Source organism: Chitinophaga sancti (genome assembly GCF_034087045.1).
Taxonomy (GTDB): Bacteria; Bacteroidota; Bacteroidia; order Chitinophagales; family Chitinophagaceae; genus Chitinophaga; species Chitinophaga sancti_B.
Window position 1 is genome coordinate 2,079,414 of the sequence record NZ_CP139247.1, and the last position, 13,623, is coordinate 2,093,036.

Annotated in this window: 9 protein-coding genes; 8 read left to right on the forward strand and 1 reads right to left on the reverse strand. The window is 46.7% G+C overall.

The features are described from left to right. Positions 1-8 precede the first annotated feature (8 nt). From SIO70_RS08675 to SIO70_RS08695, 5 genes are all read left to right on the forward strand, one after another. Positions 9-710 carry a sulfite exporter TauE/SafE family protein gene (locus SIO70_RS08675; RefSeq protein ID WP_320580525.1) on the forward strand — a complete coding sequence of 234 codons (702 nt, stop codon included), beginning with the start codon at positions 9-11 and terminating at the stop codon, positions 708-710. A gap of 128 nt (positions 711-838) precedes the next feature. After that, positions 839-2,239 carry an NADP-dependent phosphogluconate dehydrogenase gene (gndA, locus tag SIO70_RS08680; RefSeq protein WP_320580526.1) on the forward strand — a complete coding sequence of 467 codons (1,401 nt, stop codon included), beginning with the start codon at positions 839-841 and terminating at the stop codon, positions 2,237-2,239. Between the two features lie 66 nt (positions 2,240-2,305). Continuing rightward, positions 2,306-3,811, forward strand: coding sequence for a glucose-6-phosphate dehydrogenase (zwf, locus tag SIO70_RS08685; protein ID WP_320580527.1), 1,506 nt, complete (start codon positions 2,306-2,308; stop codon positions 3,809-3,811). A gap of 8 nt (positions 3,812-3,819) precedes the next feature. Next, positions 3,820-4,545 (forward strand): 6-phosphogluconolactonase, encoded by a 726-nt coding sequence (pgl, locus tag SIO70_RS08690; protein ID WP_083721238.1) that lies wholly within the window; start codon positions 3,820-3,822, stop codon positions 4,543-4,545. Positions 4,546-4,610: 65 nt separating this feature from the next. Then, positions 4,611-6,062, forward strand: coding sequence for an alpha-L-fucosidase (locus SIO70_RS08695; RefSeq protein ID WP_320580528.1), 1,452 nt, complete (start codon positions 4,611-4,613; stop codon positions 6,060-6,062). A 57-nt stretch (positions 6,063-6,119) separates the two neighbouring features. Here SIO70_RS08695 and SIO70_RS08700 read toward each other — a convergent pair whose 3' ends face one another. Next, on the reverse strand, positions 6,120-7,676 hold the full coding sequence (locus SIO70_RS08700) for an FMN-binding glutamate synthase family protein (protein ID WP_320580529.1): 1,557 nt from the start codon (positions 7,674-7,676) through the stop codon (positions 6,120-6,122). Between the two features lie 85 nt (positions 7,677-7,761). Here SIO70_RS08700 and SIO70_RS08705 point away from each other — a divergent pair, with 85 nt between their 5' ends. The 3 genes from SIO70_RS08705 (at position 7,762) to SIO70_RS08715 (ending at position 13,610) form a co-directional block, all read left to right on the forward strand. Continuing rightward, the gene (locus SIO70_RS08705) at positions 7,762-10,329 is read left to right on the forward strand and encodes a family 20 glycosylhydrolase (RefSeq protein ID WP_320580530.1); all 2,568 of its coding nucleotides are present in this window, start codon (positions 7,762-7,764) and stop codon (positions 10,327-10,329) included. Positions 10,330-10,483: 154 nt separating this feature from the next. After that, positions 10,484-10,924, forward strand: coding sequence for a universal stress protein (locus tag SIO70_RS08710; protein WP_320580531.1), 441 nt, complete (start codon positions 10,484-10,486; stop codon positions 10,922-10,924). Between the two features lie 100 nt (positions 10,925-11,024). After that, positions 11,025-13,610 carry a phosphatidylglycerol lysyltransferase domain-containing protein gene (locus SIO70_RS08715; RefSeq protein ID WP_320580532.1) on the forward strand — a complete coding sequence of 862 codons (2,586 nt, stop codon included), beginning with the start codon at positions 11,025-11,027 and terminating at the stop codon, positions 13,608-13,610. Positions 13,611-13,623: the final 13 nt, after the last annotated feature.

Genomic DNA, 13,623 nt, shown 5'->3' on the forward strand with positions numbered 1-13,623 from the left:
ATCATGGTATGAATATGGAGCTACAGTTGCTCATTATCACGGCGTTGACCATCAGTACCCTGCACACGGTGACGGGACCGGATCATTATATTCCTTTCATAGCTTTAAGCAGGGTGAGGAACTGGTCAATAGGCAAAACGGTGGTATGGACACTGCTTTGCGGCGTGGCGCATGTGGGTAGTTCCGTGTTGTTGGGATTGCTGGGTATTGCGTTGGGCTGGTCGTTGTCAAAGATAAGCGGGTTGGAAAATCTGCGGGGAGGTATAGCCGGTTGGGCGCTGCTCACCTTTGGATTGTTGTACACAATATGGGGATTGAAACGTGCCTGGCAAAACAGGGTGCACAAGCATTTTGATGTATACGATAACGGAGACATATATGTATATGAGCATAAACACGAGCAAATCGTGTATCCGCAGGAGCGGAGAAAGGTAACACCATGGATTATGCTTATTATATTTGGTCTCGGTCCCTGTGAACCACTGATACCTTTATTGACATATCCTGCTGCGCAACATTCTACTTACGCTATGGTATTGCTCATCGTGGTATTTACGCTCTTTACATTACTGACTATGGTGGCGATGGTGCTGTTAGGCTATTATGGCTTTTCGCTACTGACAACCAGTCGGTTGGAGCGGTATGTGCATGCATTGGGAGGGTTCACCATTTTTATTTGCGGGTTAGGTATGGTGTGGCTGGGTTGGTAACGAAAAGATTTACTGGTACATATCATCGAGGTAATTGAATGTTTTCCCGATGCGCATATCGAATATGTACGATTCCTAATTGATAATTCGTAATTTTACTTCATCTTTTGGCTTTTACACGATAATTTATGGCACAAAGCGTATTCGATTTTGGCATGATTGGTCTTGGCGTAATGGGAAGAAACCTGTTGCTCAACATGGCTGATCATGGCTTTTCCGTTATTGGTTTCGACAAGGATACAACCAAGACCGGAGCACTGGAATCGGCTGCTACAGCTGGCACTACCGTGAAGGGAGTGGCTGAACTGGCAACCATGGTACAATTGCTGGAGCGTCCGCGCAAACTGATGATGCTGGTTCCCGCTGGGAAACCGGTTGATGATGTGATCGAATCACTGATCCCGCTGTTAGAGCAGGGCGATGTAGTGATCGATGGCGGTAACTCTCATTATACTGATACCCTGCGCAGGGTGAAATATCTGCGGGAGAAGGGTATTCATTTTATGGGCATCGGCGTATCCGGTGGTGAAAAGGGAGCCCGCACGGGGCCCAGCATCATGCCGGGGGGCGACAAGGAAGCTTATGAAAAGGTAAGACCTATGCTGGAGGCAGTATCTGCCAAGGTAAATGGTACCCCTTGTGTAGCTTACCTGGGTAAGGAAGGTGCCGGCCATTATGTGAAAATGGTACATAATGGTATTGAATATTCCATCATGCAGCTGATCAGCGAAACTTATGCCTTGCTGAAGAAGGAAGGCCTGAGCAACGAACAGCTGCATGAAACATTCAAGAAATGGAATGAAGGTGATCTGCAATCATTCCTTATCGAAATCACTGCGGACATCTTCCTGCAAAAGGATGACAAAACCAGTGCACACCTCGTAGATGTGATCTCTGACAAAGCCGGTTCCAAAGGAACAGGTAAGTGGACTTCACAGGATGCGATGGAGCTGCCTGTAGCCGTACCCGTGATTGATACAGCAGTAGCTATGCGTACCGTATCTGGTTACAAAGATGAGCGCGTAGAAGCTGCTAAAATTTATAGCTCTTCCGAATCAGCACCTGCGCTGAGTGTGGAGCAGATCCACGATGCACTGAGCTTTGGTATTCTCCTGAGCTATGCACAGGGGCTGGCTATGCTGACACAGGCTTCCAAAGAACTGGAAATGGAAATTCCATTGCCGGAAGTAGTGAAAGTATGGAGAGGTGGCTGTATTATCCGTTCTACCCTCCTGGAAGTATTTAACCGCGCATATGAGGCTAACCCAACGTTGCCTAACATTTTATTGAGTGAAGAGATTGCAGCTATCGTGAAGCAGGTAGTTGGTAACACCCGTGCTGTAGTAGCAAATGCTGCACAGTCGGGAGTAGCAGCAGCAGGTATTATGTCTGCACTGTCTTACTTCGATGCATATCGTACAGAGCGCATGCCTACCAACCTGGTACAGGCACAGCGTGACTACTTTGGTGCACATACCTATCAGCGAATAGACCAACCCGGTACTTTCCATACCGTGTGGGGAGAATAAATGGATGCGGCCTGACGGAGATAGCGCACAACTGCGTCAGGCTGCACTGCTTAAAACAATAATTTTATGCAAAACCACAAACGCCCTGCGGCCTCCATACTCTTTATTTTTGGAGGTAGCGGCGATCTGAATTACAGAAAACTTTCGCCGGCTTTATATAACCTTTTTCTGGACGATTACATGCCGGAAAAATTCGCCATCGCAGGTATCGGACGTAGCCAGTATTCTAATGAAGACTATCGTACCCACCTCCTGGACGGGATCAACAAATTTTCCCGTCGTAAAGATGAGCAGAATGGTCACTGGGAGGAGTTCTCAAAAAATGTAACCTACCTGCAGATGGATGCGGACAATCAGGCTGCTTACAGCAAGATTACCGACTATGTGAAGGAGAAAGAAACTGAATGGGGAGAGCATCCAAATGTGATCTTCTATCTGGCAGTAGCACCACAACTGGTGCCTTCAATCGCTCAGAAACTGGGTGCACTGAACCTCTGCACAGATAAAAACTGTACCCGTATCGTTATCGAAAAGCCATTTGGCCATGACCTGCAGAGTGCTCATGACCTGAATGCGCTGCTGGGCCGTCTGTTCTCTGAAGAGCAGATCTACCGTATAGACCACTACCTGGGTAAAGAAACTGTTCAGAACATCCTGGCACTGCGTTTTGCCAATGCCCTGTTCGAACCGGTGTGGAACCGTAACTATATCGATCACGTACAGATCACTGCTTCAGAAACAGTAGGTCTGGAAGATCGTGCACAATACTATGAAAAGTCAGGCGCCCTGCGTGATATGGTGCAGAACCACATCCTGCAGGTACTCTGTATGGTAGCTATGGAAGCACCGGTATCATTCGATGCGAATGAGGTGCGTAATAAAAAGGTTGACGTGCTGAATGCAATGCGTCCTTTCTCCAAAGGTGAGGTGCATGAGAATGCAGTACGTGGCCAGTATTCCAATGGCTGGATCAAGGGGAAAGAAGTTCCAGGCTACCGCGATGAAAAAGGTGTAGCTAAGGAATCAGCTACGGAAACGTATGCAGCTGTGAAGTTCCATATTGATAACTGGCGCTGGCAGGGCGTACCTTTCTATGTACGTACCGGTAAGCACCTGCATCAGAAAGCAACAAATATCACCCTGCAGTTCCGTCCGGCTCCTCACTTTGCATTCCCATCAGAATCTGCAGAGACCTGGAGACCTAACCGACTGACTATCAGTATTACACCTGAAATGGATATCCGTATCCGCTTCCAGGCTAAACGCCCGGGTCAGGCCATGACGCTGGAACCAGTAGACATGGTATTCAACTTCGATCACCAGTATGGTGATGACCATGCACCGGAAGCATACGAAACACTGCTGCTGGATGTAATGGAAGGAGATGCTACCCTGTTCATGCGTGCAGACCAGGTAGAAGCTGCCTGGAAACTGATCATGCCAATACTGGAAACATGGGAATCCCGCACGCCGGTAGACTTCCCTAACTATGCACCTGATTCATGGGGGCCGGAAGATGCTGATGCAATGATCGCCAGAGATGGACATGCGTGGATCAATCTGCCTAAATAATATTTGACATGGAATTACATATAGCCAAGAATACCCAGGAACTAAGCGAGAACCTGGCTGCATGGATCAGCAACTATATACAGGAAGTATTACAGGATCAGGACATTTTTACCTTTGTACTATCCGGTGGCAGTACACCTAAGTCGCTGTACCACTTACTGGCTAAGGAGCCTTACAGCAAGATGATTCCATGGGAAAGAATTCATTTCTTCTGGGGAGATGAGAGAGCTGTGCCGTTTGAAGATGACCGTAACAATGCCCGTATGGCATTTGAAAGTCTGCTGGAAGTAGTGAATGTGCCTAAGGAAAATATTCATGTAATGCGCACCGACATCAAGCCGGAAGAATCAGCAGCAGCATATGAAGAAATTCTGCTGGAATATTTCAAGGATTCAGACACGACCTTCGATCTTGTACTGTTAGGTATGGGGGATGATGGGCATACCCTGTCCCTCTTCCCTGGTTTACCAATCGTGAACGAGAAAAAGGCGTGGGTAAGCGCTTTCTGGTTGCAGGCACAGGATATGTACCGCATTACGCTGACAGCACCGGTGGTGAACCAGTCAGCATGCGTAGTATTTATGGCGACCGGAGGCGGTAAGGCACTGACTTTAAAAAATGTGATTGAAGGTACTTTTGATGCAGAGAAATTCCCTTCTCAGTTAATCAGACCGCAGGATGGTGAGTTACATTGGTTTGTGGATGAGGCTGCGGCAAGTGCGCTGGAAATGTAAAATGATCTCTTTTTTAAATAGAAAGCCGGTTGAGAAAGTGACCGGCTTTTTTTATTTTGTTGAGTATGAAACCATCACTTATTTACCTGTTTGCGTTATTGTTCGGCGCTTCCACCGTTATAGGACAAAAGAAATATACCGCCGACTGGGCTTCGCTGGAAACCCGTGGTATTCCGGCCTGGTTCAATCAGTCTAAATTCGGCATCTTCATACACTGGGGCGTATATGCAGTACCTTCTTATGCACCAGTAGGCCCGGGTGGTTATTCAGAATGGTACTGGTATCAGCTGGATGGCCGTACCGATGGTCCGCACGATGCCACCCGCGAATTCCACGATAAGAACTATGGCAAGGATGTACCTTATCAGGATTTAGAAAAACAGTTTACTGCTGCATTGTTTAATCCTGATCAATGGGCGGATATCATTCGTCGCTCAGGTGCAAAATATGTAGTGCTTACTTCCAAGCACCACGAAGGTTATGCGATGTGGGATAATAAACAGGCGAGTGAAAGCTACGGCCGTACCTGGAATGCAAAAGATGGTACGCCAAAGAGAGATCTGCTGGGCGACCTGACAAATTCGGTTCGCAAGGCAGGTTTGAAAATGGGGTACTATTATTCCCTTTACGAATGGTTCAATCCAATCTGGAAAAAAGATAAACAACAATATATCAATCAGGTGATGGTTCCCGAGTTCAAAGACCTGGTCACAAAGTATAAACCTTCTGTGATCTTCTCTGATGGCGAATGGGACCTGTCTGATACCGCCTGGCACAGTACATCATTGCTGGCATGGTTGTTCAACGAATCGCCAGTGAAAGATGAAGTAGTGGTTGATGATCGCTGGGGCAGTAATACACGTGGTAAACACAATGGTGCTACTTACCTTACATCTGAATATGGTAGTGGTATGCAACCGGGTGTGATATGGGAAGAAAATCAGGGCATTGGCCAGTCTTATGGTTATAACCGCATGGAGAATGTGGATGATTATAAGAAGAGTGCAGATCTCACACTGATGCTGGTAGATATCGTATCAAGAGGTGGTAACCTGCTGCTGGATATCGGACCCACTGCTGATGGCCGTATTCCGGTGATAATGCAGCAAAGATTGATTGATATTGGTGCGTGGCTGGATGTGAATGGAGAAGCAATTTTTGATACTAAAACATGGAAAGAAACAAGACAGTGGAGTGAGGGAAAAGTACCTGAGCTGAAGGAGTCAAATTTCATGTCGGATTATAGTATTTCAAACCTGATAAAACCGGCGAAGGATCGTGCGCATGTAGAGCTATTCTTTACCCAGAAAGAGAATGTATTGTATACAATTGTACCAGGGTATGTACCGCAGGTGAAGATCAAGGATTATATGCCGTCAAAGAAGGTGGGTGTGAGTATACTGGGATGTAAAAAGAAGATCAGTGGAAAGCAGGTAGGGAAGGACTTTGTAATTGATTTATCAGGATTAACACCTGGTGATTTACCGACCTCGTTATTTACCATTCGCATAAAATAAAAGAGACCAAAACCCAAACGCTGCTGCCGCAGGCAGTAGCGTTTGGGTTTTGAGAATTTACCAGTTATCGATATTTATTTTCTCTATCGTTGCTGCATTCAATAAAGCCCCTACTTCTGTACTTGGATAGATCTCTTCGAATGTTTTCACCTGGTTCATGAACACTCTTCGTGACAGGTGACTTCTGGTGATATGATGTGGTGTCTCCAATCCGGCTGCAGCAGCCAGTTCAATGGCACTTTCAATAGTATCCTGATGATAGTTTGCTACCCTGTGCTTTTTATCATCTACAACCAGACCCGCCTGCAACCATTTATCCTGTGTCGCTACACCTGTAGGACAACGGTTGGTATTACAAATTAAAGCCTGTATACAACCTATTGCCATCATCATTGCTCTTGCACTGTTGCAGGCATCGGCGCCCAATGCCAAAGCACGGAGGATGTGGAAGCCGGTGAGGATCTTACCGGAGGCAATCACCTTTACTTTATGACGGATATTGTATCCTCTCAGTGTATCGTGTACAAATGCCAGTGCATCCATCAGTGGCATACCTACGGAATTGCTGAACTCCGGAGGTGCTGCACCGGTACCGCCCTCACCACCATCAACAGTGATAAAGTCAGGATAGCAGCCGGTTTCCAGCATGGCTTTACAGATTGCATGGAATTCAGATTTCTGACCGATACAGAGTTTGAAACCAACAGGTTTACCATTTGCCAGAATTCGCATTTTGCTGATGAATTCCATCATCTGGCGGGGGGTGTTGAAGGCTGTGTGGTAAGGAGGGGAGGCCACTGTGGTATGTGGTTTCACATGGCGGATAGCAGCGATTTCAGGAGTGTTCTTAGACGCTGGCAGGATACCGCCGTGGCCTGGTTTGGCACCCTGAGATACCTTTAGTTCGATCATGCGGATTTGTGGCTTCGCGCTATTCTGTGCAAATAAGTGTTCGTCGAAATTACCATTTTCATCCCGGCAGCCAAAGTAACCGGTACCAATCTGCCAGATGATATCTCCACCCTGGTTCAGGTGATGTTCACTGATACCCCCTTCGCCGGTGTTATGGGCAAAGTTGCCAATTTTGGCGCCGCCGTTCAAAGCTTCGACTGCATTGGCACTCAGGGAACCATAGCTCATAGCAGACACGTTGAGGATGCTGGCAGAATATGGCTGCCGGCATTCTGTACCACCGATCTGCACGCGTGGATCCTTGTTCATGGTGTCGAAAGAACGGGGCTGGATGGAATGGGCCATCCATTCATACCCCTCAGCGTATACGTTGAACTGGGTCCCAAAGGGTTGTGAATTCAGTTCACGTTTTGCACGCTGATAGATAGTGGAGCGGTCTACCCTGTTGACAGGGCTACCGTCGATATCGCTTTCTACAAAGTATTGGTAGATTTTGGGACGTATATCTTCCATCAGGTAGCGCATTCTGCCCACAATAGGGTAATTGCGCATAATGGCATGTTTTTTCTGGAAAATATCAACAAATCCGAGGATAATAAGTGGAACAATCAATACCAGTAGCCACAGCACCCAGGGAAAGAAATAACCGCCACAAAATATAAGCGCGAGACTGCCAAGCGTAAATGCAAAAAATCCTTTCATAAACGAGCTTCCTTTTTAATGAGTAGTTAAAGATAGGAGAAAAAGGTAATTCGCCTTATATTAGGGCGATTAATATCAACTGAACATGCATATAAGGAGGTTTATACTGGTATGCGGTCTCTTTACAGTAGCCGCCACCAAGAGTTGGGCGCAGGCGCCTTTTGACGCTTCGCAATTGAAAGTATCCTGGGAAGTAGGGGAAAATCACTATCAGGGGAAAGCACAGTTTATGTCTGTTTTTACCATTGTCAATAAAGGTCATACTGCATTTCCTGCCCAGGGATGGCAGTTATATTTCAACTTTGTAAGATCGGTAAATGCAGGTCCTACCACCGGTGGTGTAAGTGCTGCGCATGTGAATGGAGATTTGTATAAACTGACGCCAACTGCAGACAGTAAAGGAATTGCAGCTGGTGATTCTATTCGTATTGCACTGGTAGCAGATGCATGGGCGGTAAACTATACGGATGCACCAGATGGTTTATACTTCGTGTGGGATAAAGAACCTGCAAAAGGATACAGTGTACCAGCATTGAATGTCCGCCCTTCTACACAGCCTAAGCAATACCTGCGGTTCCCGGGTGATAAGATTGGTCTGATCACACCACAGGATATCTATGAGCAGAATAAAAATACAGCGGATGTACCCCTTGCTGAATTACCGAAGGTATTTCCTACACCAATTGAAATCACGAATGGTACAGGAGATCTGGTACTGACACCAGCTGTGACCATCAGCGCAGATCCTGCATTTGCAAAGGAGTCTGCCTATCTCGCCGCTGACCTGAAATCCGTATTTGGCAAGGAACCAGCTGTAACAAACGGCGGCAATGCAACCATTACTTTATCTACAGATGCCACCCTGGCACCTGAAAATTATACACTGACTGTGACCAGCACCGGTGTACAGATTAAAGCGGGTGAAGGTGCTGGTATTTTCTATGGTATTCAATCCCTGAAATCGCTGTTCCCTGCGAATGCATGGGCCGGTGCACAAAAGAAAATAACCCTCCCTGCAGTGAATGTAAAAGATGGTCCCCGTTTTGGCTACCGTGCATTTATGATCGATGTGTCCCGCAATTTTCATAGCAAAAATGACATCTATCGTCTGCTGGATCTGATGGCAATGTACAAACTGAACGTACTGCATTTTCACCTCACGGACGATGAAGGCTGGAGACTGGAAATCCCTTCTTTGCCTGAGTTGACGACAGTGGGTGCACACCGTGGTCATACACCCGATGAAAAGGATCATTTACAACCTGCATATGGTTCCGGTCCTGATGTGAGCAACGAAGCAGGCAGTGGTTTTTATACCAAACAGGATTTCATTGATATCCTGCACTTTGCCGCTGAGCGCCATATCCGTGTGATCCCTGAAATTGAAACACCGGGGCATGCGCGTGCAGCAATCGTATCAATGAAATCACGCTACGAAAAGTTATCAAAAGCAGGTCAACAGACTGCTGCTGAAGAATATTTATTATCAGATCCGAAGGATGCATCTGTATATCGCTCTGTCCAGAACTGGAATGACAATGTGATCAACGTAGCCTTGCCGGCAGTATATCACTTCCTGGATAAGGTAGTGGAAGAAGTACAGGGAATGTATAAAGAAGCGGGCGTACCGCTGGAATATGTACACATGGGTGGTGATGAAGTACCCGCTGGTGTATGGGCGGGTTCTCCTGCAGTAAAGACGCTGATGGAAAAAGATAAGCGTATTCGCGATGTGAATGATCTGTGGTATTACTATTATGGAAAAGTAAATGATCTGTTGAAGAAAAGAGGATTGAAACTGTATGGCTGGGAAGAGATGGGGATGCGTAAAACAACCCTGGACGGTAAGCCTTTCAGTATGCCCAACCCTGGATTTGGTGGTGAAAATCTGATGGTAGATGTATGGAACAATATCATGGGTGGTGGTGCAGAAGATCTGCCTTACCGGTTGGCCAATGCGAATTACAAAGTAGTGCTTTCAGGAGTGAGCAATATGTACTTCGATATGGCTTATATGAAGTCATTTGATGAACCGGGTTTCTACTGGGGTGGTTTTGTCGATGTGGATAAACCCTTCTATTTCATCCCGATGGATTATTACAAGAACGCTAAAGTAGATGCATTGGGTAATCCGCTGGATCCGGCTATTTTCAAAGACAAACAACGACTGACTGGTTATGGTGCTGATAACATTGTAGGTGTGCAGGGATTGCTGTGGAGTGAGACGGTGAAGAATGTTGCCAGGATGGAGTATATGATCTTGCCTAAGTTGTTGGGATTGGCGGAGAGAGCATGGGCGAAAGATCCGGAGTGGGCGCAGGTGAAAGATAGTGCACTAAGTGCTGATCTGTATACAAAAGCGTGGAGTTCATTTGCAAATACACTGGGTAAAAAGGAGTTGGTGAGATTGAGTTATTACAATGGCGGGTATAATTACCGAATACCTACAGCCGGTGCGATTGTAGTAGACGGGGCTGTCGTTGCGAATCTGCAATTGCCAGGGTTTACGATCAGATATACAGCAAATGGCAAGGAGCCGGATGCAAAGAGCAAAGTGTATGCAGGACCCATTAAAGAGAAAGGAACGATCAGGTTAAAGGTATTTAATGCCAAAGGGAGAGCCAGCAGAACGGTGGCTATTGAAAATAGATAGGCCGGTTACAGGCCGTTGCCGCCAAAAAAACGCTTCTGCCTGCGGCAGAAGCGTTTTTTGTTTTATCCCCATACTTATAGTAAATTTGTATCATAATACACCCTTACCTAAGCCTACCACAACGAACATCTGCATTTAAAAAAAACGACTGTCTATGTCAAAAATTATGATAGCTGTAGATCTAAGCAGCTATTCTGCCAGCGTTATTGCTGCTGGTATGGAACTTGCGCGGAGTACTAAGTCTCCGGTAACCATCACTTCTATCCTGGACAAGAACGCAGAAGTAATACCTGTGATCGAAACCGTAAGTCCATCTGCCGATGAGCTGAATGGTCGTCTGCAGGACATTATCGCGCATCTTGAAACTTACCGGGAAGCTTACCCTGATGTAACCATATCCGTTACTGCTACTTTAGGCAATCCAAAAGAAGACATTCTGGAGCAGGCAGCCGAAGAAGGTACAACTACCCTCGTAATTGGTACACACGGCCGCACCGGTCTGGACCATTTGCTGATTGGCAGCACGGCTGAATTTGTCATCCGCCATGCTTCTATTCCCGTACTGGTAGTGCCTTACAGGAAAGAACGGCATTAAAATTTAATTAAACTCTTCACCATATCCTAATTGCCTTTCAACTTACACGTAGTTTTGTGTGTTAAGTAAGGATCATGCTATACTCAAAATCATACCTGTAATGCCCTTGAAAGACAAGATCAAATTTGGTCCGTTGTTGCGTAAACTGCATTGGAAAGAAATGCTGGCTGTACTATTTATTTTACTGGCCATCTATTTTTTCAGGCAACAGCGCCATGAACTATATTCTCTGATGCCTGCCATAGAGCGGGCTGACCGCTTCTGGGTGATCGTCGGCGTCGTGCTCTCTGTGGTATACGTTTTACTGCAGGCATGGATGTATCTCTATAGTTTCCGTTCTGTAGGTAGTAAGCTGGACATAGGCAGGGGAACTGAATTGTTTCTGAAGCGAAACCTGCTAAGTATCTTTTTGCCTGCAGGCGGCGTGAGCTCACTGGCTTACCTGCCACAAAGCCTCAGGCGCAGCCAGATTAATAAGCAGCAGATCCATCAGGCCTCCGGCATCTATGGATTTGTAGGTATTTTCTCCGTTTTCCTTGTGGGAATACCTGTGGTGGGCTATGCAGTACTGCATGATGAATCGATGCTGGAAGCAGTAGGGGGACTGGTGACCATTTGTGCGGTGCTGGCTGGTACTGTCTGGTTAGTGCGTTCTATCCAGACGCGGGGGGCCGCTTACAACCTGCTGGCAAAATACCTGCCTGGTGTGATGCAGCATGTAGACGAGATCTTCGCTTTTGACCTGAACCGTCCCGCATTTATAAAAACAATACTGGTGTCTGCCGGCATAGAGCTGGCAGGCATCGCTCATTTATACCTGAGCATGTTGGCTACAGGGGCTCATCCATCGCTGGAAGCCGCTTGTGTAGGGTACATCGTAGCTACGATCTTCCTGATTGTATCGCCATTTCTGAGGGGATTGGGGGCCATTGAGCTGTCATTGGCTTACCTGCTCACCAATTATGGATTTACCTCCCTGCAGGCATTGGAAATCACATTATTATACCGCCTTTTCGAATTCTGGCTGCCTTTGATGGCAGGGGTGTTTGCTTTTATCCTGAAGGGGCGTCACCTGGTGCTGCGCTTAGTGCCGCCGGTGTTGATCTTTCTGTTGGGGATGGTGAATATTTTTTCGGTATTGACGCCTCCCCTCGCAAATCGTTTGCGGGTGCTGAGAGGCTATATTCCTACAGAGAGTATTCATGCTTCCAACTTATTGGTGGTGTTCCTGGGATTGGTACTGCTGGTCACGGCCACTTTTCTGTTCAGGGGATTGCGTAGTGCCTGGATTGTTGCACTGACGGTATCGGTGTTATCAGCCTTTGGTCATATCAGTAAGGCATTGGACTATGAAGAGGCTTCGCTGGCCTTGTTAACGGCGCTTATTTTGCTCATTACTGCCAGGCAATATAGGATCAAGAGCAATCGTCAACTGGTGAATATCGGGGCCGTGACGGCAGTCGCAACGCTACTGGTAGTATTGATCTTTGGCACAATCGGGTTCTATTTCCTGAATGTAAAGCATTTCGGAATGGACTTTACCCTGTTGCATTCATTGCGTGCATCTTTCCATGGTTTCCTATTACTGGAAGACGATGGGTTAAAACCGGTGACGCGTTTTGGCCGGGAATTTTTAAGTGCCATCCGGGTATTGGGGGTAGGAGCCTGGGCGTTCCTGTTCTATACCATAATTCGTCCTTATCTGCATACAGGCAAGCACACGAATGCGGCGATGGAAAAGGCGCAGTATTACCTGAGTCAATATGGTAGTTCCGCGATGGACTACTTTAAAGTGGGGGATGACAAGTTGCTCTTTATATCAGAGAAATACGAGGGCTTTATTGCCTACAGAGTAGCCAGTAGTTTTGCTATTGTACTGGAGGAACCGGTATGTGCAGAAGATGCAAAATTGCCTTTGCTGCAGGAGTTTGAAGAGCAGTGTAAGAAGATGGGATTGAAGCCTGCATTCTACAGAGTGGATGAACAAAGTATGTATTATTTTGAACACCTGCGGAAAAAGAAGATCCTGATAGGGCAGGAGGGTATTGTGGATGTGACCGCGTTTACATTGAGTGGAAAGGATAAAAAATCCTTGCGTAACGGGTTGAATAGCCTGGCAGCGAAAGGATATGTAACGTCAATACAACGTGCGCCATTGAGCCCTGAGCTGATAAAGGAACTGAAAGAAGTGTCTGACGAGTGGCTGGTGGATTATGATGTAAAAGAAATGACTTTCTCCCAGGGATTGTTCGATATGGATGCCATCAGGGACCAGGATGTGATCACGGTAACGGATGCGCAGGGACAGGTGGCAGCATTTTTGAATATCATTCCGGATTATGCACCGGGGGAATGTACATATGATCTGATCCGCAAGCGTACGGCTACACCTGGTGGGTGTATGGATGCGTTGATCATCGCGTTGATCCAGGATGCAAAAGATCAGGGTTTACAATACCTGAATCTGGGCCTGGTACCGATGTCGGGAATACAGCAACCGCAGAATACCGCCGAGCAGGTAGTAAAATTTGCGTACGAGAAGATCAAGGCGTTCCGTCATTATCATGGCTTGAGAGAATTCAAGGAAAAGTATGCCACGGACTGGACGAACAAGTACCTGGTATACGAGCATGATTTTGACCTGATACAACTTCCGGCTGCATTGAGCAAAGTAATGAAGGCTTGATTATAAAAACGCT

Bases quoted from the DNA above. Each gene is read 5' to 3' on its own strand.
- SIO70_RS08675 (WP_320580525.1), top strand. From the start codon at position 9: ATGAATATGGAGCTACAGTTGCTCATTATCACGGCGTTGACCATCAGT.
- gndA (WP_320580526.1), top strand. From the start codon at position 839: ATGGCACAAAGCGTATTCGATTTTGGCATGATTGGTCTTGGCGTAATG.
- zwf (WP_320580527.1), top strand. From the start codon at position 2,306: ATGCAAAACCACAAACGCCCTGCGGCCTCCATACTCTTTATTTTTGGA.
- pgl (WP_083721238.1), top strand. From the start codon at position 3,820: ATGGAATTACATATAGCCAAGAATACCCAGGAACTAAGCGAGAACCTG.
- SIO70_RS08695 (WP_320580528.1), top strand. From the start codon at position 4,611: ATGAAACCATCACTTATTTACCTGTTTGCGTTATTGTTCGGCGCTTCC.
- SIO70_RS08700 (WP_320580529.1), bottom strand. From the start codon at position 7,676: ATGAAAGGATTTTTTGCATTTACGCTTGGCAGTCTCGCGCTTATATTT.
- SIO70_RS08705 (WP_320580530.1), top strand. From the start codon at position 7,762: ATGCATATAAGGAGGTTTATACTGGTATGCGGTCTCTTTACAGTAGCC.
- SIO70_RS08710 (WP_320580531.1), top strand. From the start codon at position 10,484: ATGTCAAAAATTATGATAGCTGTAGATCTAAGCAGCTATTCTGCCAGC.
- SIO70_RS08715 (WP_320580532.1), top strand. From the start codon at position 11,025: ATGCCCTTGAAAGACAAGATCAAATTTGGTCCGTTGTTGCGTAAACTG.